The organism is Mycobacterium sp. 94-17 (assembly GCF_035617725.1).
Lineage (GTDB): Bacteria > Actinomycetota > Actinomycetes > Mycobacteriales > Mycobacteriaceae > Mycobacterium.
In genome coordinates this window covers 114,601-138,306 of the sequence record NZ_JAPIYN010000001.1, presented here as the reverse complement: position 1 = coordinate 138,306, position 23,706 = coordinate 114,601, and the positions used below count along the sequence as shown (strand labels likewise).

Genomic DNA, 23,706 nt, shown 5'->3' with positions numbered 1-23,706 from the left:
TCCCGACTGGAACCGACCGCCCGTTTCTCTGCGCAGCTACTGCACGTCCGGCGCCGGATCGGCGGCGCTGTGCGCGCCCGCCTTGGCCAGGTCCGGCTCGGCCGGCGGCTTGCGGGTTCCGGTGAACGTGAACGTCGCCTCGTCACCGGCGCCTTCGCCGTCCCAGTTGTCCACGTCGACCGTGACGACCTGGCCCGGACCGACCTCCTCGAAGAGGATCTTCTCGGAGAGCTGGTCCTCGATCTCGCGCTGAATGGTCCGCCGCAGCGGGCGGGCGCCCAGCACCGGGTCGAAGCCGCGCTTGGCCAGCAACGCCTTGGCCTTGTCGGTCAGCTCGAGGGCCATGTCCTTGCTCTTGAGCTGGTTGGCCACCCGGCCGATCATCAGGTCGACCATCCGGATGATCTCGTCGCGGGTCAGCTGGTGGAAGACGATGATGTCGTCGATGCGGTTGAGGAACTCCGGGCGGAAGTGCTTCTTCAGCTCGTCGTTGACCTTCTGCTTCATCCGCTCGTAGTTGTTCTCGCCGCCACCCTGGGTGAACCCGAGGCCGACGGGCTTGGAAATGTCCGACGTGCCGAGGTTCGAGGTGAAGATCAGCACGGTGTTCTTGAAGTCGACCGTGCGGCCCTGACCGTCGGTGAGCCGGCCGTCCTCGAGGACCTGCAACAGGCTGTTGTAGATCTCCTGGTGCGCCTTCTCGATCTCGTCGAACAGCACCACCGAGAACGGCTTGCGCCGCACCTTCTCGGTGAGCTGGCCGCCCTCCTCGTAGCCGACGTATCCCGGCGGGGCGCCGAACAACCGCGACGCGGTGAACCGGTCGTGGAACTCACCCATGTCGATCTGGATGAGCGCGTCGTCGTCGCCGAACAGGAAGTTGGCCAGCGCCTTGGACAACTCGGTCTTACCGACACCGGACGGACCGGCGAAGATGAACGAACCCGACGGGCGCTTGGGGTCTTTCAACCCGGCCCGGGTGCGGCGGATCGCCTTGGAGACGGCCTTGACGGCGTCCTCCTGGCCGATGATCCGCTTGTGCAGCTCGTCCTCCATGCGCAACAGGCGGGTGGTCTCGGCCTCGGTGAGCTTGAACACCGGGATGCCGGTCCAGTTGCCCAGCACCTCGGCGATCTGCTCGTCGTCCACCTCGGCGACCACATCGAGATCGCCTGAGCGCCACTGCTTTTCGCGCTCGGCGCGCTGAGCGACCAGTTGCTTCTCCCGATCGCGCAGGCTGGCCGCCTTCTCGAAGTCCTGGGCGTCGATCGCCGATTCCTTCTCCCGGCGCGCCTCGGCGATCTTCTCGTCGAACTCGCGCAGGTCCGGCGGCGCGGTCATCCGGCGGATGCGCATCCGGGCACCCGCCTCGTCGATCAGGTCGATCGCCTTGTCGGGCAGGAACCGGTCGTTGATGTAACGGTCGGCCAGGGTGGCCGCGGCCACCATCGCACCGTCGGTGATGGACACCCGGTGGTGCGCCTCGTAGCGGTCGCGCAGACCCTTGAGGATCTCGATGGTGTGCTCCACCGTCGGCTCGCCCACCTGCACCGGCTGGAAGCGGCGCTCCAGGGCGGCGTCCTTCTCGATGTACTTGCGGTACTCGTCGAGCGTGGTGGCGCCGATGGTCTGCAGCTCGCCGCGGGCCAGCTTCGGCTTGAGGATGCTCGCGGCGTCGATCGCGCCCTCGGCGGCGCCCGCACCGACCAGGGTGTGCAGCTCGTCGATGAACAGGATGATGTCGCCGCGGGTGTTGATCTCCTTGAGCACCTTCTTCAGGCGCTCCTCGAAGTCACCGCGATAGCGCGAGCCCGCGACCAGCGAACCCAGGTCGAGGGTGTAGAGCTGCTTGTCCTTCAGCGTCTCGGGGACCTGGCCGTGCACGATCGCCTGCGCCAGGCCCTCGACGACGGCGGTCTTCCCGACGCCGGGCTCGCCGATCAGCACCGGGTTGTTCTTGGTGCGCCGGCTCAACACCTGCATCACCCGCTCGATTTCCTTCTCGCGGCCGATCACCGGGTCGAGCTTGCCTTCCATCGCGGCGGCGGTCAGGTTCCGACCGAACTGGTCGAGCACCAGCGACGTCGACGGGCTGCCGGACTCGCCGCCGCGTCCACCGGTACCGGCCTCGGCGGCTTCCTTGCCCTGGTAGCCACTGAGCAACTGGATCACCTGCTGGCGCACCCGGGTCAGCTCGGCGCCCAGCTTCACCAGCACCTGTGCGGCCACGCCCTCGCCCTCGCGGATCAGGCCCAGCAGAATGTGCTCGGTGCCGATGTAGTTGTGGCCGAGCTGCAGCGCCTCGCGCAGGCTCAGCTCGAGCACCTTCTTGGCACGCGGAGTGAATGGAATGTGTCCCGACGGGGCCTGCTGGCCCTGGCCGATGATCTCCTCGACCTGGCTGCGGACGCCCTCGAGCGAGATGCCCAGCGACTCCAGCGACTTGGCCGCGACGCCTTCACCCTCGTGGATCAAACCCAGCAGGATGTGCTCGGTGCCGATGTAGTTGTGGTTGAGCATCCGGGCTTCTTCTTGAGCCAGGACGACGACCCGTCGCGCTCGGTCGGTAAATCTTTCAAACATCGGGTTACCTGCTCTCCCTCACATCGGTACAAACTAGTTAGCGGCCCTTTTGACAACCCTGCCGGTCCCCGGTGGCCGGAATCGCGTACCTGTCTCCACTGTAATGGTCGGCTCGCCGGCGGGCCTAACGTTGCTGTGCGTTCCGGCCGCGGGCCCGTCCTGCCCGTCCCGGTCCTTTCCGGGCCGATCTCACCCACGACCGCCTGCGGCGTTGCGCGCCGTAACCGGATAAACGTCGCGCGGTTCTAATTCGTTTCCCCGCCGCCCGCCGATTGTTTCGCGCCCAGCGAAACGACGAACCGGCGCCCAGGCCTGCTGGCCCAGGCGCCGGTTGCGCAGTTGCTAGGTCGCCGCGTGGAACGCGTCGATCACGTCGGCCGGGATGCGGCCCCGGGTCGACACGTTGTGCCCGTTGCGACGGGCCCATTCGCGGATGGCCGCGCTCTGCTCGCGGTCGATCGCGCCGCGCCCGCGTCCGGAGCCCGAGCGGCCGCGCCGACGGCCCCCCACGCGGCGGCCGGCTTCCACCCACTGCTTCAGATCCCCGCGCAGTTTCGCCGCATTCTTGGAAGAAAGATCAATCTCGTAGGTCACCCCGTCAAGTCCGAATTCCACCGTTTCGTCGGCCGCGCCGGCACCGTCGAAATCATCGACCAAGGTGACGGTCACTTTTTTTGCCATTGGCTTTCCCTCGCATTTCGTCCTGGTGGTTACTGAGCAGATTGGATCAAACCTCCCCGGCTCACCAATGTGCCATAAGAGCGAAGCATACTCAATCTGTACGGAAGCCGCACAGCCGAAAATTTCAACTACGACTGCGGCCGAACAATCGGGAACAAAACGGTCTCTCGAATTGACAGCCCGGTCAATGTCATCAACAACCGATCGATCCCCATTCCCGTTCCGGTGCATGGCGGCATCGCATACTCGAGCGCGGCAAGGAAATCCTCGTCGAGCACCATCGCTTCGTCGTCGCCCGCGGCGGCCGCGCGCGCCTGCGCGGCGAACCGCTCACGCTGCACGACGGGATCGTTCAACTCGGAATACCCGGTGGCCAGCTCGACGCCGCGCACATAGAGATCCCACTTCTCGGTGACGCCCTCGATGCTGCGATGCTGTCGCGTCAAAGGCGTTGTCTCGACTGGGAAATCCCGCACGAACGTCGGAGCGACGAGCGTGTTGCCCACCGTGTGCTCCCACAGTTCCTCGACGATCTTTCCGTGTCCGTAGCCACGGTCGGCGGGAATCCCGGGAAAGTCCGGGCCGAGCCGCTCGGCGATTCCGAGCAGTTGTTCTACCGGCGTCGCGGGCGTGATCTCTTCACCGAGCGCCTCGGACAGCGACGGGTACATTTGTATGGAAGCCCATTCTCCGTCTATGTCGTAGACACTGCCGTCGGGCAGCGGGAGTTGTCGGGTTCCGATCGCCTCATCGGCCACCTCTTGAATAAGCTCACGCGTCACTACTGCGGAATCGTCATAGGTTCCGTACGCCTGATAGGTCTCCAGCATGGAGAATTCCGGAGAATGGGTGGAATCCGCCCCTTCGTTTCGGAACACGCGGTTTAGTTCGAAAACCCGGTCGAAACCGCCGACGACGCAGCGCTTCAGGAACAGTTCCGGTGCGATCCTCAAGAAGAGATCGATGTCCAGCGCATTGGAATGCGTGACGAACGGCCGCGCGGCGGCGCCACCGGCCAGCGTCTGCAACATTGGGGTTTCGACTTCGAGAAACCCGCGGCGTTCCAATGCGTTGCGTATCGCGCGGATGACGGCGATCCGCTGTCGGGCCACCGCGCGCGCCTGGGGGCGCACGATCAGGTCGACGTAGCGCTGCCGGACTCGCGACTCTTCGCTCATGTCCTTATGCGCGACGGGCAGCGGACGCAGCGACTTGGACGCCATCTGCCAGGAGTCGGCCAGCACCGACAGTTCGCCGCGCCGCGAACTGATCACGTTGCCGTGCACGTAGACGATGTCACCGAGGTCGACGTCGGTTTTCCACGCGTCGAGGGACTGCCGGCCGACCTTGTCGAGGCTGATCATCACCTGCAGGCTGATGCCGTCGCCCTCCTGCAGCGTGGCGAAGCAGAGCTTGCCCGAGTTGCGGGCGAAAATCACCCGGCCTGCGACGCCGACGACGTCATCGGTCGCGGTGTCGACCGGCAGGTCGGCATGGGCGGCACGGACCTGTGCCAGCGTGTGGGTGCGTGCGACGGCCACCGGGTAGGGGTCGTGCCCCTCGGCGAGCAGCCGAGCGCGCTTGTCGCGGCGAATTCGGTACTGCTCGGGAATATCCGGGTCGTCGACACTCACGACGTGCCAGCTTAAAGGACTGCGCTCTGCGGGTGCCGACGGCTTTGCTCGCACGCCGCGATTACGGGCCGGGGTGTCAGCGCGCCGTCTTCAGCCGGCCGCGCTGGGCGTCGCGGTTGCGCTCGAAGACCAGCCGCAGGCCGTGCAGGGTCAGGTGCTGGTCATACTGGCTGACGGTCTGCAACTCGGGCAGCAGCAGCGGCGCGGTATGGCCGGTGGCGACGACCGCGACCTGTTCGCCGAGCTCGGTGCCGAATCCCGCCACGTCCTCGCGGATGCGCCCGACCAGGCCGTCGACCAGCCCGGCGAAACCGAATACCGCTCCCGCCTGCATGCACTCGACGGTGTTCTTGCCGACCACCGAACGGGGGCGGGTCAATTCCACCCGGCGCAGGGCGGCCGAGCGGGCCGCGGCGGCGTCGGAGGACACCTGCAATCCGGGCGCGATCGCGCCGCCGAGAAATTCGCCCTTGGCCGACACGACGTCCACACAGATCGAGGATCCGAAGTCGATGACGATCGCGGGGCCGTTGAACCGGTGAAAAGCAGCCAAACAGTTGACGATTCGGTCGGCGCCGACTTCCTTGGGGTTGTCGACGAGCAGCGGGATGCCGGTGCGAACGCCGGGCTCGATGAGCACATGCGGCACCGACGGCCAGTACTGGTCGAGCATGACCCGCACTTCGTGCAGCACCGATGGCACGGTCGACAGCGCCGCCGCGCCGGTGAGCCGCTCGGAATCGTCGCCGATGAGACCGTCGATGGTCAGCGCCAGTTCGTCGGCGGTGATCTCCGCTTCGGTGCGAATCCGCCACTGCTGCACGACGTTTGCGTGCTCTTTCGTCCCCGATATCAGCCCGACGACGGTGTGGGTGTTACGGACGTCGATCGCCAGCAGCACGGCTACCGCACAACGATCCGGGGATCAAGCAGCTCGGCGGCCGATATGTCCGACGGCACGAACGCCGGATCGCAACCGAGGTCGATCGGCCTGTTGTCCGCGTCGACGAAGACGATCCGCGGCTCATACGCCCGCGCTTCCGCATCCTCCATGGTCCCGTAGGCAATCAGGATCACCAGGTCGCCCGGATGGACGAGATGGGCTGCCGCACCGTTGATTCCGATCACACCGCTGCCGCGTTCACCGGTGATCGCGTAGGTGACCAGCCGGGCGCCGTTGTCGACGTCGACGATGGTGACCTGTTCGCCCTCGAGCAGGTCCGCGGCGTCCATCAGGTCGGCGTCGATGGTCACCGAGCCGACGTAGTGCAGGTCGGCCTGCGTGACCGTGGCGCGGTGGATCTTCGACCTGAGCATCGTCCGTAACATCAATTCCTCCAAGGTGATTGGGCATATTCGTGCTGCCCGTCCGGCCCAGGGGTGCCGGCGGGTGTTTCGATCTGCATTTCGATGTTGTCCAGCAGCCTGGTGGCGCCCAGCCGGGCTGCGACCAGCAGCCGGGCCGAACCGTGGGCGGGCGCCGGGCCGAGGCCTGCGTCGCGCAATTCGAGGTAGTCGACGGACAGTTCGGGCACGGCGTCGAGCACCGCGCGCGCCGCCGCGAGTGCGGCCGCCGCGCCGTGGTGCGCGGCATGCGCGCCGGCCGTCAGCGCCGCCGAAAGCGTCACGGCCAGTTCGCGTTGCGTGGGGTCCAGGTAGCGATTGCGCGACGACATCGCCAGGCCGTCGGCCTCCCGGACGGTCGGCACCCCGACGACCTGTACGTCGATGTTGAGGTCGGCGACCATCTGGCGGACCATCACCAGCTGCTGATAGTCCTTCTCGCCGAAGAAGATCCGGTCCGGGCGCACGATCTGCAGCAGCTTGCACACGACGGTGAGCATGCCGGCGAAATGGGTCGGCCGAACACCGCCCTCGAGCTCGGCGGCCAGCGGCCCGGGACGCACGGTGGAGCGCAGGCCGTCGGGATACATCGCGCTGGCCATCGGGGTGAAGGCGATTTCGACGCCCTCGGAGCGCAGCAATGCGAGGTCGTCGTCCAGGGTCCGGGGGTAGGCGTCGAGGTCCTCGCCTGCACCGAACTGCAGCGGGTTGACGAAGATCGACACCACCACCACCGCGCCGGGCACCCGCTTGGCCGCGCGCACCAGCGACAGGTGTCCGTCGTGCAGTGCGCCCATGGTGGGCACCAGCATCACCCGGCGTCCGGTGTGGCGCAGCGCGCGGCTGACGTCGGCGACGTCGCGGGGCGCGGAGAAGACGTTGAGTTCGCCCGCCGTGAAGGCCGGCGGCTTGCCGGGTCTCATGGCGCCAGCACCTCCACGACATCCTTCGGGGCGTGCGCGCGCTGGGCGGTCCGCAGGGCGTTCACCCGGTAGGCCTGCGCCAACTCCGGCCCCACCTGACCGAGCGCGGCCAGGTGCCCCGCGACCGCGGCAGCGTCGCCACGAGCGACCGGACCGGTGAGCGCGGCCTGCCCGCGTTGCAGCGTGTTCTCCAGCGCGGCCCTGGCCAGCGGCCCGACGATGCGTTCGGCGATGCCGCCCGGCTGGTCGTCGACCGACTGCTGGCCGAGCAGTTCGCTGCCGCGCAACGCGGCGCGCAGCGCGTCGAGCGCGTCGGCGACCACGGTCACGATGTGGTTGCCTGCGTGGGCCAGGGCGGCGTGGTACAGGACGCGGGCGTCCTCGGCGACGCAGAACGGTTCACCGCCCATCTCCAGGACCAGCGATTGCCCGATCGCATAGCCGATCTCGTCGGCGGCGGTGACGCCGAAACAGGAATCCGCCAGCCGGCTGATGTCTTCGTCGGAGCCGGTGAAGGTCATCGCCGGGTGGATCGCCAGCGGGATGCACCCGTTACGGGCCAGCGGCTCGAGAATGCCGATCCCGTTGGCGCCGGACGTGTGGACCACGATGGTCCCGGGGCGCACCGCCGACGTCGCGGCCAACCCGGACACCAGGCCGGCCAGTTCGCTGTCGGGGACCGCAAGCAGCAACAGCTCGGCACCGGCGGCCACGTCCTGCGGGGCGGCGACCGGAGTATCGGGCAGCCGGCGCTGGGCGCGCTGACGCGACGCATGGGAGATGGCGCTGCACGCCACCACGACGTGGTCCGCGCGCTCCAGCGCGACACCGAGGGCGGTGCCGACCCGGCCGGCCGAGATGATTCCCACCTTGAGCCGGGCCGGGCGCAGACCGTCGAACTGCACCATCGCAGACGACCTCACAGATCTTGTTTCGTTCCGGTCCCACCAGGTGGGTACCGTTCGGTCACCACGACTGTAGTCGATTACCAGGCATTACCCAATGTGAGGAAGCTCCCAGCTCAGCTTTCGCGGCGGCGTCGCCGGCCGCCCTGGGAAGGCTGCACCTGCAGGCGGGCCAGCAGATCGGCCACCGACTGGCCGCCCGTCGCGGGGCCTTCGCCCGCACCGGCCGACTCCTCCTGCTGCAGGTCTCCGCCGTGCCGGGGCGCTTGGTCCGGCACCTGCGGCGGCGCCAGCCGGGGCGGCGGGGGTGCGCCGTACGGACCGGGCTGCATCGGCGGAGCCGCGGGCGCCGGTGGCGGCGTCGCGGCGGCCGGTGCGGGTCCAGCGGGCCCCTCGTCGGCGGGCGAGAAATTGCCCACCCCGTAGTCGCGGTACTCCGCCGAGTGGCGAGACCGTGCCCGGCGACCCGAATCGCCGTACGGCGGTGGCGGCACCGGCTCGACGGGCAGACCATCCCAGGCTTCGTCGACGCCCGAATGCCGGGCACGCCGCCGTCCGCCGGTCGCGTCCGTGGGGGAATCCGCGCCGATCCAGTTGCTGCCCGGTGCGCCGGGCGGCAACCACTGGCCTTCGGCGGCGGCCGGCTGCCAACCCTGCCCCGGCCAGTGCGCCTGTCGTTGGGGTTCCGGCTCGGGCTGCGGTTCGGGCTCCGGTTCCGGTTGGTACGCCGCCGCAGGCTCCGGGGGGTACGCCGCGGGCGGCGGTTGGTGACCAGGCTCGAACCGGGGCTCCCCCGGTCCGATGTAAGGGGGCTGCGCGGTGTACGCGGGCTCATCGGCGTACGCGGGATCCTGGGCGGCCTCGTACTGGTAGGAGTCCGGTTCCGGCTGGGGCGTCGGCTGCCGCGGGGGAAGCAGCGGTTCCTCGGGCACGTCGATGATGGCGTCATCACTGCGGCCGGGGTTGTCATGCGGCACCGACGTCATCCGGTCGCTGGGCACCCAATCGACCGAAGTCTCGCGCGGGTTCTCGCCGTTGCGGTCCCACTCGCTGTACGCGCGCTCCGGTTGCGGCTCGGCTTCGGGCGTCCCGCCCAGCGCAGGGCGGTGCGCGAGGTCGGTGTCGAACAGAATCTCCAGGCTGGTGCGCAGCGCGCTGAGCTCCGCGCGCAACTCGGCCAGATCATCGGCGGCCTGAGCGCGCAGCTCGGAGGCCAGCTCGCGACGCAGCTGAGACTCGACGGTCAGCTCGTATTCACGCCGGGCCGAGATCTCCCGGTCCAGCTGCAGGTCGTAAACCAGCTTCAGGTCGCGGACCCGGGACTTGTCGGCGTCGCTTTGGCGGCGGTAGAGCACGGACACGAAGGCGCCGGCGACTGCGGCCCACAGCGCCAGGATTACAGCGAGCTTGAGAAGTTCCACCCGATTGGTGAAAACCAAGGCGGAACTGGCCCCAATCGCGAGGACCAGCAACGCCGTCAAGAGCACCCACCCCGGCCTGCGGCCGCCGCGCCGGACCCGGGCGCCGCGGGACAGAACGGTCATGGCCTGAGAGTACCTGTGCGAGGTCAATCCGCGTGTCGGGCCGCTCCGGCGATTCTCGCGCGCATTGTCCGCCGGGGCGCCCGAGTCGATGACGCGCCGGACGCCGGCAATGCCGGTGCAGAACTAGGTTTCCGCACCCTCGCCGCGATCCGTTTGGTCCGGCGGCGACTTGCAGCAATGTTGCAGCCACAGCGCGGCGACCAGCAGCGCCAGCGCGCTGACGGCCGCCACCACGGTCCCCGAGGTGTCCTCGGCCGCCGCACGCAGCCAGGATTTCCGCGGCAGGAAGTACACCAAGATGCCGATCCACCAGCCCAGCATCAACGCGCCCGCCCAGGCCGAGGCTTTGGCGACCACTAGGCTGCGTGCCACCGCGAGCGGGTGCAGCCAGCCCGGACCGGACCCGATTTCGCCCTCGCTGATCCTGGCCCGCACGTAGCGCGCCCACAGCGCCTCGGCGACGGCCATCGCCAGCAGCGACAGGCCGGTCCACACGGTGATCGGCGGAAACCACCGGTAGAGGCCCTTGACCAGCAGATAGCCCACCACGGCGGCGGCGACCACCGCAGCGGTCAGGTCACGCTTGCGGGTGGGCCCCATCAGCTCGTCGGCCCCCGATCGCCCGGCGGATTCCGGTTGGTCCGCAGCGTCAGGCCGGTCGGCCGCACGCCGTTGCGGTCGGGCGCCTCCAGCTGGGCGAGCAGGCCGGCGACGGGCTGCGGCCCGTCGGCCAGCGTCAGCCGGGCCTCCGGGTCGACGTCCAGCCACGGGATGAGCACGAACGCCCGCAGGTGGGCCAGCGGATGCGGCAGCGTCAGGTTGCTTTCCCGCGAGGTCACCTCGGTGGGGCCGTAGCAGGCGATCAGGTCGACGTCGAGGGTGCGCGGGCCCCAGCGCTCGCCGCGCACCCGCCCCGCCGCGCGTTCGAACTCCTGCGCCCGGCGCAGCCAGTCCTGCCCGTCGCGGGCCGGGTCGTCGGCGATCAGCACCGCGTTCAAAAACGGAGCCTGATCGACCCGTCCCCAGGGGTCCGTCTCGTACACCGGTGACACGGCGAGCACCGCGTCGGCCAGCCCGTCGACGACCGACTGCAGCCGCGCCAGGCGATCACCCAGATTGGACCCGATGGACAGCACGACGCGCGTCATAACGCTGTGCCCGCCGGCACCACCGAACCCCGGCCGCCGCGGCGCGACCGCCGCACCACCACCGCGACGTCGGCGAACTGCTGCGGGATCGGAGCCTGCGGCTTGTGCAGCACCACCTCGACGGCGTGCACGCGTTCGTCGTCCATCACCCGGTCGGCGATCCGGGCCCCGACGGTTTCGAGCAGCTTGCGCGCGGGCCCGGCGACCACGTCGGCGGCCAACTGGGCCAGGGCGGCGTAGTCATAGGTGTCGGCCAGGTCGTCGCTGGCCGCGGCAGCAGCGAGGTCGATCCACACCGTGATGTCGACGACGAAGTCCTGCCCGTTGGCGCGCTCGTGGTCGAAGACCCCGTGGTATCCGCGGATCGTCAATCCGCGCAACTCGATTCGATCAGCCATTGTCTCCAGCCAGTTCCGTGTCCGACCCGTGGGTCCAGGCCGCTAGCACCTTGAGGGCGTCGACCGTGGCGCGCACATCGTGCACGCGCACCCCCCACGCCCCGTGCAGCGCGGCCAGCGCGGAAACCACCGCGGTGGCCGTCTCACGCCCGTCGGGCGGTCGCGGCGCACCGCCGGTCCCGGCCAACAACGTACCGAGGAACCGTTTGCGCGACGCACCCAGGAGCACGGGAATACCGGTGGCGACCAACTGCGGCAGGGCATGGAGCAGCGCCCAATTGTGTTGTCCCGTCTTGGCGAAACCCAGACCGGGATCGATCATCAATTGGCCTGGGTCCACACCGGCGGATACAGCGGCGTCGACGCCTGCCAGCAACTCGTCGCGCACCTCGGCGACCACGTCGCGGTAGTGCGGCGCCGCGTGCGGCCGCCCGGCCGACACCGATCGCCAATGCATCAGCACCCAGGGCACTTTCGCGTCGGCCAGCAGCGGCGCCATCGCGGGGTCGGCGCGGCCGCCCGACACGTCGTTGACGATCCGCGCCCCGGCGCACAGCGCCGCCCGCGCGACGTCGGCGTGCATCGTGTCGATGCTGACCGTGATGCCTTGTGCCGCAAGATCTTTGATGACTGGCACAACCCGGGACGTCTCGACGTGCGGATCGATGCGCGTGGCGCCCGGCCGGGTCGACTCTCCCCCCACGTCGACGATGTCGGCGCCGTCGGCGATCAGGGCCACACCGTGAGCGACGGCCTTGTCGGGGTCGAGATAGCGGCCGCCGTCGGAGAACGAATCGTCAGTGACGTTCAGGACTCCCATTACCTGCACAGGCGCCAGACTCACTTACGCAGGATCAGGTCGAGCGCCTCGGCTCGAGAAGCCGCGTTGGTCTTGAACAGTCCGCGAACCGCCGAAGTGGTGGTGACCGCTCCGGGCTTGCGGACCCCGCGCATCGCCATGCACAGATGCTCTGCCTCCACCACGACGATCACGCCGCGCGGATTCAGCTTCTTCACCAGGGCGTCGGCGATCTGGCTGGTGAGCCGCTCCTGCACCTGGGGCCGCTTGGAGTACAGATCGACCAGCCGCGCGATCTTCGACAGACCGGTGACCCTGCCGTCGTTACCGGGGATGTAGCCGACGTGGGCCACACCGTGAAAGGCCACCAGGTGGTGCTCGCACGTGGAGTACAGCGGGATCTCCTTGACCAGCACCAGCTCGTCATGGTCCTCGTCGAACATCGTGTTCAGCACGCTGTCGGGATCGGTGTAGAGCCCGGCGAACATCTCGCGATAGGCACGGGCGACGCGAGCCGGCGTCTCCCGCAGGCCGTGGCGGTCGGGATCCTCGCCGATCGCGCACAGCAACTCGCGGACAGCCGCCTCGGCGCGCTCCTGATCGAACACCCGTGTCGCGGGCATCGCGGTATCCGGCCCCAAACCGCTTAAGGCCATCGAATCCTCCGTTTGCTCAGCCGTGAGCCGGCGGCTTGGACCGGCTTACGTCGTCATCCTGCCGGTCCGGCGCGCCGCCCTCCCGGGCGGGTTGGCCGGGCGGCGGATACGGCGGATACGGCGGGTAGGCGGGGTGCGCCTGACCCGGGTGGCCCGCACCGCCCTGCTGACCTGGATGACTTTGCTGACCACCCGGATGGCCCTGCTGTCCGTGATAGCCCTGCGGGCCGGGGTAGCCGCGTGCCGGTTGCTGCCAGTACGGCTGCTGCTGTCCGGGCTGCGCGGGCGGATGCCAGTAGTTCGGCTGTTGTTGCTGCGGTGGCCATCCGGGAGCCCGCCAGCCGGCCGGGGCGCCGTAGTCGGGCTGGGTGGGCCCGCCCGGCTCGCCCTCGGCGCCGCCACTGCCCTGGGCGCCCTGGGCACCGTGAGAACCGTTGCCGCTGTTGGCGTTTCTGTCGGCATCCAGCCGGGCGGCGGCCGCCGCCTCGGTGGCCCGCGCGATGGCCGCCTTGAAGGCCGGCTCGGGGGTCGGCGGCGGCCAGGGCTCGCCGCGCTCGATGGCCAGCTCGCCTGGCGTCTTGATCGGTGGCTTGTCCGACGGGATGCGGCCGCCGAAATCGTCGAACATGGTGAGCCGGGGGCGCTTTTCGACACCGGAGAAGATGGCCTCCAGCTCGGCCCGGTGCAGGGTCTCCTTTTCCAGCAGCTGGCCGGCCAACGTGTCGAGAATGTCGCGGTATTCGGTGAGGATCTCCCACGCCTCGGTGTGGGCGGCCTCGATCAGCTTGCGGATCTCGTCGTCGATGTCGCGGGCAACCTCGTGCGAGTAGTCGGCCTGAGTTCCCATGGTGCGGCCCAGGAAGGGGTCGCCATGCTCCGAACCGTATTTGACGGCACCCAGTTTCGAACTCATCCCGAACTCGGTGACCATCGCGCGCGCAACCTTGGTCGCCTGCTCGATGTCGGACACCGCGCCCGTCGTCGGCTCCCGGAACACCAGCTCCTCGGCGGCGCGCCCGCCCATGGCAAACACCAGTTGCGCGATCATCTCGGAGCGGGTCCGCAGGCCCTTGTCCTCCTCCGGGACCGCCACGGCGTGCCCGCCGGTGCGCCCGCGCGCCAAGATCGTCACCTTGTAGATCGGCTCGATGTCGGGCATCGCCCAGGCCGCCAACGTGTGCCCGCCCTCGTGGTAGGCGGTGATCTTCTTTTCCTGCTCGCTGATGATCCGGCCCTTGCGGCGTGGCCCGCCGATCACCCGGTCGACCGCTTCCTCGAGGGCGGCGCTGGTGATGACGGTGCCGTTCTCGCGGGCGGTGAGCAGTGCCGCCTCGTTGATGACGTTGGCCAGGTCGGCGCCGGTCATGCCGACGGTGCGTTTGGCCAGGCCGGCGAGGTCGGCGTCCGGGCCGATCGGCTTGCCCTTGGAGTGCACCTCCAGCACCGCGCGACGCCCGGCCAGGTCCGGGTTGGACACCGGGATCTGCCGGTCGAAGCGGCCGGGCCGCAGCAGCGCCGGGTCCAGGATGTCCGGCCGGTTGGTGGCGGCGATCAGGATGACGCCGGCCCGCGGGTCGAACCCGTCCATTTCGACCAGCAACTGGTTCAGCGTCTGCTCGCGCTCGTCGTGACCGCCACCGAGGCCGGCGCCGCGCTGGCGCCCCACCGCGTCGATCTCGTCGACGAAGATGATGCACGGGTTGTTCTGCTTGGCCTGATCGAACAGGTCGCGCACCCGGGAAGCACCGACGCCGACGAACATCTCGACGAAGTCCGAACCCGAGATCGTGAAGAACGGCACCCCGGCCTCCCCGGCGACCGCGCGGGCCAGCAGCGTCTTACCGGTTCCGGGCGGCCCGTACAGCAGCACGCCCCTGGGGATCTTGGCGCCCAGGGCCTGGTAGCGGCCGGGGTTCTGCAGGAAGTCTTTGATCTCGTAGAGCTCCTCGACCGCCTCGTCGACCCCGGCGACGTCGGCGAACGTGGTCTTGGGCATGTCCTTGGAGAGCTGCTTGGCGCGCGACTTGCCGAACCCGAAGCCCATCCGGGCGCCGCCCTGCATGCGGGAGAACATCACGAACAGCCCGACCAGCAACAGCAGCGGCAGGACGTAGACCAGCAGCTCGCCCAGGATGCTGCCCTGGTTGACGACGGTGCTGACCTTGGCGTTTTTCGCGCTCAGCGCGTTGAACAGGTCGACCGCGTAGCCGCTGGGAAATTTGGTGATGACCTTGTCGGAATTGTCGGTGTCGCCATTGCCCTTTTTCAGGGTCAATCGCAGTTGCTGTTCGCGATCATCGATTTGCGCGCTCTTGACGTTGTCGCCGTTGATCTGGGACATCGCCACCGACGTGTCGACGGGCTTGTAGCCGCGGGTGTCGTCGCTGAAGTAGAAGAACGACCAACCGAGCAGCACCACGACAGCGATTGCCGTGACGGTGCGAATGAGATTTTTCCGGTTCATCAATCATCGGCCGTGCCGGCCAGGTCCTTCCCCGATATACACGCAGCTGAAAAAGTCCAGGCTACCGCTAGCTGCACCCGGCAGCTCCGGCAGAGCCGGGGCGCAGCGGGTCACCGCCGTCCTGGTCAGTTAACGAGCGGCAGTTCCCGGTCCTCGTAGTACCGGGCCTCGACCACATTGCCGTCCGGATCGGCGAAGTAGTACGTGTGCGGCGACCACCCCCGGGCCCCGAAGCTATGGTGCAGCCGCACGCTGGTGTCCACGCCCGCCGCCTGAAGGCGCGCATCGAGCGCGTCGTATTCGGGTTTCGAGAAGGCAAGACAGACGTGGTTGACCAACTGGCCGGCACTTCCTTCGGACACCGCGGATGACGCCCCGCCGGAAGCCATCTCGATCGGCATCAGGTCGATGATGCAGTCCTCGGACACCCGCACGCTCGGAAACGGCGCCTCGCCGGCTTCGAATTCGGTGAACCGGACCGGTTCGAGCCCGACGACTCGTGTGTAGAAGTCCATCGAGACGCGCGCATCCCTCGTCCAGAGCACCACATGGTCCAGCCGCATGGATTCGAGTATTGCGGTGCCCCGACCCGGCGCAAGCCCTTCTCAGCCAGCAACCGTTGTGCTTTGGTGAAACGGTGCCACCGACCGAACGGTTAGTAGATACCAATGGTGTGCGGCTGAGAGTGACCGAAGCGGGCGACCGAGGCGCACCCGTGGTGATCCTGGCGCACGGCTTCCCCGAACTCGCCTACTCCTGGCGCCACCAGATACCGGTTCTCGTCGACGCCGGCTACCACGTGCTGGCGCCCGACCAGCGCGGCTACGGCGGTTCGGATCGCCCAGACGCCGTCGACGCCTACGACATTCACCAGCTGACCGCCGACCTGGTCGGCCTGCTCGACGACGTCGGCGCGCAACGCGCCGTGTGGGTGGGGCACGACTGGGGCGCCGCAGTGGTATGGAACGCCCCGCTGCTGCACCCGGACCGAGTCGCGGCAGTCGCCGCGATGAGCGTGCCGGTGACGCCGCGCCCGCGGCTGGCGCCGACGACGGCGTGGCGCAAGACGTTCGGTGAGAACTTCTTCTACATCCTGTACTTTCAGCAGCCCGGCGTCGCCGACGCGGAACTCAACGACGATCCCGCCCGGGTGATGCGACGCATGATGGGCAGCCTGCGGACCTCCGGCGACAAGGCCGCGGCGCTGCGGATGGTGGCCCCCGGCCCGGAAGGTTTCATCGAGCGGCTGCCCGAACCCGACGGGCTGCCGGACTGGATAAGCCAGGACGAGATCGATCATTACATCGCCGAGTTCACCCGCACCGGCTTCACCGGCGGCCTGAACTGGTACCGCAACTTCGACCGCAATTGGGAGACCACCGCCGAACTCGACGGCGCGAAGATCGCGGTGCCGTGTTTGTTCATCGGCGGGACGGCCGACCCCGTGCTGTCGTTCACCCGCACCGATCGCGCCGCGGAAGCGATCTCGGGCCCGTATCGCCAGGTGATGATCGACGGCGCGGGGCATTGGCTGCAGCAGGAGCGCCCCGACGAGGTGAATGCGGCCTTACTGGAATTCCTCAACGGATTGGAGCTGCAATGAGTGCGCCCCTGCGTTTCGGTGTCTTCATCACCCCGTTTCACCCCACTGGCCAATCCCCAACCGTGGCAATGGAATACGACATGGAGCGCGTCGTCGCGCTGGACCGGCTGGCATTCGACGAGGCGTGGTTCGGCGAGCACCACTCCGGGGGCTACGAGCTGATCGCGTGTCCGGAGGTGTTCATCGCGGCGGCGGCCGAGCGGACCAAACACATCCGGCTGGGCACCGGCGTCGTGTCGCTGCCCTACCATCACCCCCTGATGGTGGCCGACCGCTGGGTGCTGTTGGATCACCTGACCCGCGGCCGGGTGATGTTCGGCACCGGGCCCGGCGCCCTGCCCTCGGACGCCTACATGATGGGCATCGACCCGATAGAGCAGCGCCGGATGATGCAGGAGTCCCTCGAGGCCATCCTGGCGCTGTTCCGCGCCGCCCCCACCGAACGCATAGACCGTCACTCCGACTGGTTCACCCTGCGCGACGCGCAGCTGCACGTCCGGCCCTATACCTGGCCCTACCCCGAAATCTCCACGGCGGCAATGATTTCGCCATCGGGTCCGCGGTTGGCCGGAGCACTGGGCACCTCGCTGCTGTCGTTGTCGATGTCGGTGCCCGGCGGCTACGCGGCGCTGGAAACCACCTGGGACGTGGTCCGCGAACAGGCCGCGAAGGCCGGCCGTGATGAGCCGGACCGGGCCGGCTGGCGGGTACTGAGCATCATGCACATCGCCGACAGCCGCGAGCAGGCCATCGACGACTGCACCTACGGGCTACAGGATTTCGCGAATTACTTTGGCGCCGCGGGATTCGTGCCGCTGGCCAACAGCGTGGAAGGCACCCAGACGCCACACGAGTTCGTCGCCGACTATGCGGCCAAGGGAAACTGCTGCATCGGCACGCCCGAGGACGCGATCGCCCACATCGAGGACCTGCTCGACCGTTCCGGCGGCTTCGGCACCCTGCTCATGCTCGGCCACGACTGGGCCTCCCCGCAGGCGACGTACCACAGCTATGAACTGATGGCGCGCAAGGTGATTCCGCATTTCAAACGTCAGCTCGAAGCGCCCCGCTCGTCACACGACTGGGCCAAGGGCATGCGCGACCAGTTGATCGGCCGGGCGGGCGAGGCCGTCGTCAAAGCGATCACCGAGCACGTCGACGAGCATAAAGACGCGGTGCACTGATGCGCGCGGCGGTATTGCGCGACGGGCGCATGGTGTACCGGGACGACGTTCCCGACCCGGTACCCGAATCCGGCCAGGTGCTGGTGGGCGTGCGGGCGTGCGGAATCTGCGGCTCCGACCTGCATTTCGCCGCCCACGGCGCGCAGGTGCTGGAAATGAGCGATCGGGTGGCCGGCGGCTCGGGCGCCATGCACGTGGACCTGGGCCGCGACGTCTTCATGGGCCACGAGTTCAGCGCCGAGATACTCGAAGCCGGACCCGATACCGAGACCCATCCGCCGGGCACGCTGGTCACGTCGTTGCCGGTGCTGTTGTCCGCCAAGGGTGTCGAGCCGATCGTCTACAGCAACCACACCGTCGGTGGCTACGCCGAACGAATGCTTTTGTCCGCCCCGCTGCTGATGCCCATCCCCAACGGGCTGGACCTCAAGCACGCCGCGCTCACCGAGCCGATGGCGGTGGGGCTGCACGCGGTCAACAAGTCCGGCATCGCGCCCGGCGAGACCGCCCTGGTGCTCGGCTGCGGCCCGATCGGAATCGCCATCATCGCCTCTCTTCGCGCTAAGGGCGTGGAAACCATTGTGGCGTCTGATTTTTCGCCCAAGCGCCGCGAGCTGGCCACCGCGATGGGGGCGCATCAGACGCTGGATCCCGCGCGGGGTTCGCCGTTCGACACCGTCAAGCCGTCGGTGGTATTCGAGGCGGTCGGCGTGCCCGGCATCATCGACGACGTACTCCTTCGGGCGCGGCCCGGCGTTCGCCTGGTGGTCGCGGGCGTGTGCATGCAGCCCGATACCGTGCATCCCTTCTTCGCGATCGCCAAAGAGATCAATGTGCAATTCGTGCTCGCCTATACGCCCGAGGAGTTCGGCGATTCCCTGCGCGCCCTGGCCGAGGGCGACATCGACGCGAGCCCGCTGATCACCGGCGAGGTCGGCCTTGAAGGGGTAGGCACGGCGTTCGACGACCTCGCCGACCCCGAGCGGCACTGCAAGATCCTCGTCACGCCCTGAGGTTGCCGGTGGGCCCGGCTACATTCGCCCTGTTCGAAACGATGACGGATCCCGCGGAGCTGGTGGGCAGCCTGGTGTCCGGCGCCTCCGCATAGGTCACGCCACAACCGACTACGCCAAGACCCCTATACCTACGACGAAAGACAAGCCGTCATGGCCGCCATTACGGCACGCAAATAGCGGGTCGAAAATGCTACTTGACGCCGGCATTCTGCTTGCACGCCTGGATCTCCTCAATGCTGGGCAGCGGCAGGACGTGCTTCGACTCGGCTTCGTGAAGGCAGCTCTCGTACTTGGCCTTCTTGGCCTCGTCCGATCGCTTCTGCATCTCGTGGACTGTCCACATCATGGCTAACGCGACCAACGCAATGACGAGGATCGCACCTGCTAGGTCCCTCCTCGTCGGGTGCCTCCACCGCGAAAAGTAGCCAGACATGCCGGCAAGCGTAGCCATGGACGATTCGTGTAACTCAGTGGGTGTGCAATCTTGACGACTCGACTGCAGTCGCCCGTTAAGGCCCTTCGGATCAGCCTCCCGCCGGGGGCTGAGCGATGACGGTGGGCTTGAAACCGTATCGGGGCGGGGCGAAGTGGGCGCCGGCGCCGCGCCCGATCGCGCCGCCGGGCGTCATCGGCACCCCGCCCACCGCGTTGGTGCCGCCTCCCACGGCCCCAGCGGCGGTCACGCCGTTGAGCGCCGCGGCGGCCGAATGCGCCTGAGGCGCCGCGCTCGCCCAGGCGGCCGGCACCGACAGTCCACCGACCGATGCCGCCTTGCCGACGACGCCGCCGATCGCGCCCGTCGGGCCAATGCCCGCGCTCGAAACGGCCGCGGGCACAGCGGCTTGCGCGGCCTTGGCGACACCCTCGGCAGCCGACTTCGCGGCCGGCATGAAGCCCTGCGCGACACCCTGAATGTCTTTGAACGCGGTGGTGAAGAGCCGCGTCGGAGAAATCAATCGGATGAACGCGTCGAAAGGCGTGCTGGCATCCAATGTTTGCGACCCGGTCAAGCCCTCCAACAGATCACCCAATGGGCCCCCCACCACCAGACCATCACCTTCGGGGTTCAGTCCGATTCCACCCAGCGACACCGTGGGATTGGCCGACGACGCGAGCGCCTGGGCGCCCTCACTTCCCCCGGTGCCCGCGGCGCGGGACACCGCGGCGGCCTGCGCAGCGGCGCCGGCCGGGTCGGTAGCGGGTTGGGCCGGCTCGAACGGCGGCAACGTCGCCGCCGCGGCCGACGTGCCGGCATACCCGTACATCGCGGTGGCGTCCTGGGCCCACATCTCGCCGTATTGCGCCTCGGTGGCCGTGATGGCCGGGGTGTTCTGGCCGAGGACGTTGGTCGCCGACAACTCGGTCAGCAACGCCCGGTTGGCCGCGATCACCGGCGGCGGCACCGTCGCGGCGAACGCCACCTCATAGGCATCCGCCGCCGCCATGGCTTGGCGGGCGGCCTGTTCCAGCTGCCCGCACGTGCCGTGCAACCACGCCACGTGCGGGGCAACCGCGGTCAGCATCGCGGCCGAAGCCGGTCCCTGCCATGGTCCGTCGACAAGGCCCGCGACCACCGACCCGTAGCGGGATGCCGCGGAGTGCAGCTCGGTGGCCAGGCCTTGCCAGGCGGCCGCCGCGGCGAGCAAGGGCGCCGAGCCGGGCCCGGAATACATCAGCGCGGAATTGATCTCCGGCGGCAACTGCGCGAAGTCCAGCATGGCGTTCCCGCCTATTCGACCGCGGCGGTGTTGGCGATCTCCGTGGCGGCGTAGGAACCCGCGCTGATGCCAAGCATCGTCGCCGCCTGCTCACGAAGTGCCGCGGCCTGCGCGCTGATCTCCTGGAAGAGCAGGCCGTGCCGGGAGAATTGCTGCGCGGTCAATATCGACACCGCGTCCGCCGCGGCGGGGGCCAACCTCGTCGTGGAGACTGCCACCGCCGAGCTTCCCTCCCGCACCGAAGCATTGATTCGGTGCAGCTCGCGCGACGCGGCGTCCAGCATTTCCGGCTGTGCCATCAAGAAAGACATGCTTCTCAAAACCCTTCCAAATCAATAGCTCTCGGCACAAATAGCCGTGCCGAATCGGACGCCTGGACACGTTAGGTCAGTCATGTCCGCAAATAACAGCCCAGAAATCGCTAATTCACGGCCGTGATGACAACTGTTCACTTCACTGATCTGAAATGCTGCGACATTTGGATTTCGAATGAAAGGTGTTTCAGAACAATATGATTGGAGACATATATGAAAATATCTGAGCCTCCCGCGGCGCCCATTGGGTTGTCCCGCAACAGCGCATAAGAAGGGGGCCGTTTTTCAGATATCTGTCCATATCCGCTGCGGTCGGCCAGTTCACTCGGTAGTGTCCTCGAACAGTTGCCGGACACGCCTCAGGCGAACGAAAATGCGCTCGTGATCCGGCGGTGGCAGGCGGCCATGAGCGACCGGACACCGACTCCCGTCCCACTTGCCATCTATCGTGACCTGCGGGTCGGGATGGTCATCATCACGCTGATGGTCTTCGTGGCCATCCTCATCGAGGAATTGTCGGCAACCTGTTGGCAATTCGCCCTCAGCGCTTACTACTACACGTCGGCGCACAGCATTCTGATTGCGGCGCTCCTGGCTCTGGGCGTGCTACTCATCCTCTACAGGGGCACCAACGACACCGAGGATGCGTTCCTGACCCTGGCCGGCGTGTCCGCGTTGATGATCGCGATGGTGCCGCAGGGCCGGCCCGAGTTGCTGTGTGGGCAAGGCGATTTGCCGAGCCAATTCGAGCCCGCAATTCGGCCCAACGTCTGGACGGTTGTCCTGGCGTTGATTGCGGGCTGGCTGTGGACGGCCTGGCTGCACTACCGCAACCACACCCGGCACGCGAGAAGTCCGCTGGGAATCGTGGCGCTGTGCATTTTTTGGCTGATCATGGCGCTCGGCGCGATTGCCCTTGTCTTCTTTCCGGCCTGGTTCAACGCGCATATCCACGGCATTGCCGGTGTCCTGATGCTCTCGTCATTCATCGTCACCGTGTTCGGCGCCGCGTATGTCGTCGGGCACGAGGACGAGGCGAAGTCACCCCATCGGCGCCGCTACCAGTGGTGCTACCGGGGCATCGCCGGGGCGATGGTGGTGACGTTGATCGCCGTCATCGCACTGCACCTCATACACCCCCGGTGGCAACTCTGGGTTCTGCTGATGGAATCGCTGGTGATCCTGGAGTTCGCCGCGTACTGGGCGGTGCAGACCTTCGAACTCTGGAAGACGCCCGACCGCAGGGCCCGTCTCCCCGACGAGGCCCAGCAGCGACTCGAGGAGCAACGGGCGACGGGCGGCGGGTTCGCCGGAATGAGAGCCGAACTCAGCAGAGCACGCAGCGAGTCTTCGGACGCAAGGTTGCTGCCGCTGCTGTAGTGCGTTCGCGCTAGTGTCCAGGCATGCCCAGCACTGAAAGCTTGGTCCGCCTGTCGATCGCCGCGGCGGCGGCCGGCCTGACCATCGCAGCGGTCTCGGCGTGCGACGAGCACAACCCGCCGCAACCCGGCGCCCATCCCCGTCAGGTCACTGTGGTGGGCACCGGCCGGGTGCAAGGCGTCCCGGACACCCTGACCGCCGACGTCGGCATCGAATTCAGCGCGCCCGACGTCACCACGGCGATGAACCAGACCAACGATCGGCAACAGGCGGTCATCAACGCGCTGACCGGCGCGGGCATCGACCGCAAGAACATCAGCACCACCGAGGTCACGCTGTCGCCGGAGTACAACAACCCCGGGCCCAGCGGTACCGCCACCATCACCGCGTATCGCGCGACCAATGCCATCGCCGTCGAAATCCGCCCGACGGACGCCGCGTCGCGCCTGCTGTCCCTCATCGTCGGCACGGGCGGTGACGCCACCCGGATCAAGTCGGTCCGCTATTCCATCGCCGATGACTCACAGCTGGTGAAGGACGCGAGGTCGCGGGCGTTCAACGACGCCAAGAGCCGCGCCGAGCAGTACGCCCAGCTGTCCGGGCTCCGGCTGGGACGGGTGCTGTCCATTTCGGAGGCCACCGGCAACACCCCGCCCCCGGCCGGGGCACCGCGGGCCATGCCGACGATGGTTCCGCTGGAACCCGGCCAGCAGACCGTGAACTTCTCGGTGACCGCGGTGTGGGAGTTGGACTGAGCCGCACCGGCTACTGCTGGTAGACCCGGGGGTCCAGCGTGCCGATGTAGGACAGGTCGCGGTAGCGCTCGTCGTAATCGAGGCCGTAGCCGACGACGAAGTCGTTGGGGATGTCGAAGCCCACGTAGGCGATGTCGACGTGGGCGCCCTGCGCGTCGGGCTTGCGCAGCAAGGTGCACACCCGCAGCGAACGCGGGTGGCGCGTCTTGAGGTTGCGCAGCAGCCAGGACAGGGTGAGACCCGAGTCGACGACATCCTCGACGATCAGCACGTCCCGGCCCTCGATGTCGCGGTCCAGGTCCTTGAGAATCCGCACCACGCCCGAGGAGGACGTGGATGACCCGTACGAGCTGACGGCCATGAACTCGAACTGGGTGGGCAGCGGGATCGCGCGGGCCAGGTCGGTGACGAAGATCACGGCGCCCTTGAGCACGGTGATCAGCAGCAGGTCTTGTCCGGTCTGCAGCGCGGCGTCCCGATAGTTCTCCCCGATTTCGTGGCCGAGCTCAGCGATTCGCGCCTGAATTTGCGCCGACGTCAGCAGGACAGACTTGATATCCCCGGGGTACAGCTCGGCGGGTTGCGCGGGGGTGATCGCCGAGGAGATCTGGGCCACGCCCACAGCGTGCCACGACGTCGGGCGAATAACCAACGGCA

24 protein-coding genes are annotated in these 23,706 nt (G+C 67.9%); 5 read left to right on the top strand and 19 right to left on the bottom strand.

The window, feature by feature from the left end:
* Positions 1-36: 36 nt before the first annotated feature.
* The 15 genes from clpC1 to OQ789_RS00580 form a co-directional block, all read right to left on the bottom strand.
* A complete protein-coding gene (clpC1, locus tag OQ789_RS00650) occupies positions 37-2,583 on the bottom strand; it encodes an ATP-dependent protease ATP-binding subunit ClpC (RefSeq protein WP_324682723.1) in 2,547 nt (848 codons plus the stop codon).
* 342 nt (positions 2,584-2,925) lie between these two features.
* Entirely contained in the window at positions 2,926-3,264 is a 339-nt protein-coding gene (gene lsr2, locus OQ789_RS00645) for a histone-like nucleoid-structuring protein Lsr2 (RefSeq protein ID WP_008263502.1), read from the bottom strand.
* Between the two features lie 128 nt (positions 3,265-3,392).
* On the bottom strand, positions 3,393-4,898 hold the full coding sequence (gene lysS, locus OQ789_RS00640; protein WP_324682721.1) for a lysine--tRNA ligase: 1,506 nt from the start codon (positions 4,896-4,898) through the stop codon (positions 3,393-3,395).
* 76 nt (positions 4,899-4,974) lie between these two features.
* Positions 4,975-5,799: a type III pantothenate kinase gene (locus OQ789_RS00635; RefSeq protein WP_324682719.1), complete on the bottom strand. Its 825-nt coding sequence runs from the start codon at positions 5,797-5,799 to the stop codon at positions 4,975-4,977.
* Between the two features lie 2 nt (positions 5,800-5,801).
* Positions 5,802-6,227, bottom strand: a complete 426-nt coding sequence (gene panD, locus OQ789_RS00630) for an aspartate 1-decarboxylase (RefSeq protein ID WP_324682718.1) — start codon at positions 6,225-6,227, stop codon at positions 5,802-5,804.
* Positions 6,227-7,165 carry a pantoate--beta-alanine ligase gene (panC, locus tag OQ789_RS00625; RefSeq protein ID WP_324682717.1) on the bottom strand — a complete coding sequence of 313 codons (939 nt, stop codon included), beginning with the start codon at positions 7,163-7,165 and terminating at the stop codon, positions 6,227-6,229. Before panC ends, panD begins: the two co-directional genes overlap by 1 nt.
* Positions 7,162-8,073 (bottom strand): Rossmann-like and DUF2520 domain-containing protein, encoded by a 912-nt coding sequence (locus OQ789_RS00620; protein WP_324682716.1) that lies wholly within the window; start codon positions 8,071-8,073, stop codon positions 7,162-7,164. The genes panC and OQ789_RS00620 overlap by 4 nt, the downstream gene beginning before the upstream one ends.
* A gap of 113 nt (positions 8,074-8,186) precedes the next feature.
* Complete coding sequence (locus OQ789_RS00615) at positions 8,187-9,614, bottom strand: DUF6779 domain-containing protein (RefSeq protein ID WP_324682714.1); 1,428 nt, start codon at positions 9,612-9,614, stop codon at positions 8,187-8,189.
* Between the two features lie 123 nt (positions 9,615-9,737).
* Entirely contained in the window at positions 9,738-10,214 is a 477-nt protein-coding gene (locus OQ789_RS00610; protein ID WP_324682712.1) for a DUF3180 domain-containing protein, read from the bottom strand.
* Positions 10,214-10,762, bottom strand: coding sequence for a 2-amino-4-hydroxy-6-hydroxymethyldihydropteridine diphosphokinase (gene folK, locus OQ789_RS00605; RefSeq protein WP_324682710.1), 549 nt, complete (start codon positions 10,760-10,762; stop codon positions 10,214-10,216). The genes OQ789_RS00610 and folK overlap by 1 nt, the downstream gene beginning before the upstream one ends.
* Complete coding sequence (gene folB / locus OQ789_RS00600; protein ID WP_324682709.1) at positions 10,759-11,160, bottom strand: dihydroneopterin aldolase; 402 nt, start codon at positions 11,158-11,160, stop codon at positions 10,759-10,761. The genes folK and folB overlap by 4 nt, the downstream gene beginning before the upstream one ends.
* The gene (gene folP / locus OQ789_RS00595; protein WP_324682708.1) at positions 11,153-12,004 is read right to left on the bottom strand and encodes a dihydropteroate synthase; all 852 of its coding nucleotides are present in this window, start codon (positions 12,002-12,004) and stop codon (positions 11,153-11,155) included. The genes folB and folP overlap by 8 nt, the downstream gene beginning before the upstream one ends.
* Positions 12,001-12,615, bottom strand: coding sequence for a GTP cyclohydrolase I FolE (folE, locus tag OQ789_RS00590; RefSeq protein ID WP_324682707.1), 615 nt, complete (start codon positions 12,613-12,615; stop codon positions 12,001-12,003). The genes folP and folE overlap by 4 nt, the downstream gene beginning before the upstream one ends.
* Before the next feature lie 16 nt (positions 12,616-12,631).
* Positions 12,632-15,079, bottom strand: a complete 2,448-nt coding sequence (gene ftsH / locus OQ789_RS00585) for an ATP-dependent zinc metalloprotease FtsH (RefSeq protein ID WP_324682706.1) — start codon at positions 15,077-15,079, stop codon at positions 12,632-12,634.
* 125 nt (positions 15,080-15,204) lie between these two features.
* Positions 15,205-15,642, bottom strand: a complete 438-nt coding sequence (locus OQ789_RS00580) for a VOC family protein (RefSeq protein WP_324682704.1) — start codon at positions 15,640-15,642, stop codon at positions 15,205-15,207.
* A gap of 74 nt (positions 15,643-15,716) precedes the next feature.
* Here OQ789_RS00580 and OQ789_RS00575 point away from each other — a divergent pair, with 74 nt between their 5' ends.
* The 3 genes from OQ789_RS00575 to OQ789_RS00565 are packed head-to-tail and all read left to right on the top strand — an operon-like array spanning position 15,717 to position 18,879.
* Positions 15,717-16,682: an alpha/beta hydrolase gene (locus OQ789_RS00575; protein WP_324682703.1), complete on the top strand. Its 966-nt coding sequence runs from the start codon at positions 15,717-15,719 to the stop codon at positions 16,680-16,682.
* Positions 16,679-17,866 (top strand): LLM class flavin-dependent oxidoreductase, encoded by a 1,188-nt coding sequence (locus tag OQ789_RS00570; RefSeq protein ID WP_324682701.1) that lies wholly within the window; start codon positions 16,679-16,681, stop codon positions 17,864-17,866. Before OQ789_RS00575 ends, OQ789_RS00570 begins: the two co-directional genes overlap by 4 nt.
* Positions 17,866-18,879, top strand: a complete 1,014-nt coding sequence (locus OQ789_RS00565; RefSeq protein WP_324682699.1) for a zinc-binding dehydrogenase — start codon at positions 17,866-17,868, stop codon at positions 18,877-18,879. Before OQ789_RS00570 ends, OQ789_RS00565 begins: the two co-directional genes overlap by 1 nt.
* Positions 18,880-19,072: 193 nt before the next feature.
* On the opposite strand, the gene OQ789_RS00560 is transcribed toward OQ789_RS00565, so the two are convergent.
* The 3 genes from OQ789_RS00560 to OQ789_RS00550 form a co-directional block, all read right to left on the bottom strand.
* The gene (locus tag OQ789_RS00560) at positions 19,073-19,207 is read right to left on the bottom strand and encodes a hypothetical protein (RefSeq protein ID WP_324682698.1); all 135 of its coding nucleotides are present in this window, start codon (positions 19,205-19,207) and stop codon (positions 19,073-19,075) included.
* A gap of 199 nt (positions 19,208-19,406) precedes the next feature.
* Positions 19,407-20,600, bottom strand: a complete 1,194-nt coding sequence (locus tag OQ789_RS00555; protein WP_324682697.1) for a PPE family protein — start codon at positions 20,598-20,600, stop codon at positions 19,407-19,409.
* Between the two features lie 11 nt (positions 20,601-20,611).
* Positions 20,612-20,911, bottom strand: coding sequence for a PE family protein (locus OQ789_RS00550; RefSeq protein WP_324682695.1), 300 nt, complete (start codon positions 20,909-20,911; stop codon positions 20,612-20,614).
* 408 nt (positions 20,912-21,319) lie between these two features.
* On the opposite strand from OQ789_RS00550, the gene OQ789_RS00545 reads away from it, so the two are divergent.
* Positions 21,320-22,294, top strand: coding sequence for a hypothetical protein (locus OQ789_RS00545; RefSeq protein ID WP_324682694.1), 975 nt, complete (start codon positions 21,320-21,322; stop codon positions 22,292-22,294).
* A gap of 23 nt (positions 22,295-22,317) precedes the next feature.
* Entirely contained in the window at positions 22,318-23,049 is a 732-nt protein-coding gene (locus OQ789_RS00540; protein WP_324682692.1) for an SIMPL domain-containing protein, read from the top strand.
* Positions 23,050-23,059: 10 nt separating this feature from the next.
* Here the strand turns inward: OQ789_RS00540 and hpt are convergent, their stop codons facing one another.
* The gene (hpt, locus tag OQ789_RS00535) at positions 23,060-23,671 is read right to left on the bottom strand and encodes a hypoxanthine phosphoribosyltransferase (protein ID WP_324683330.1); all 612 of its coding nucleotides are present in this window, start codon (positions 23,669-23,671) and stop codon (positions 23,060-23,062) included.
* Positions 23,672-23,706 lie beyond the last annotated feature (35 nt).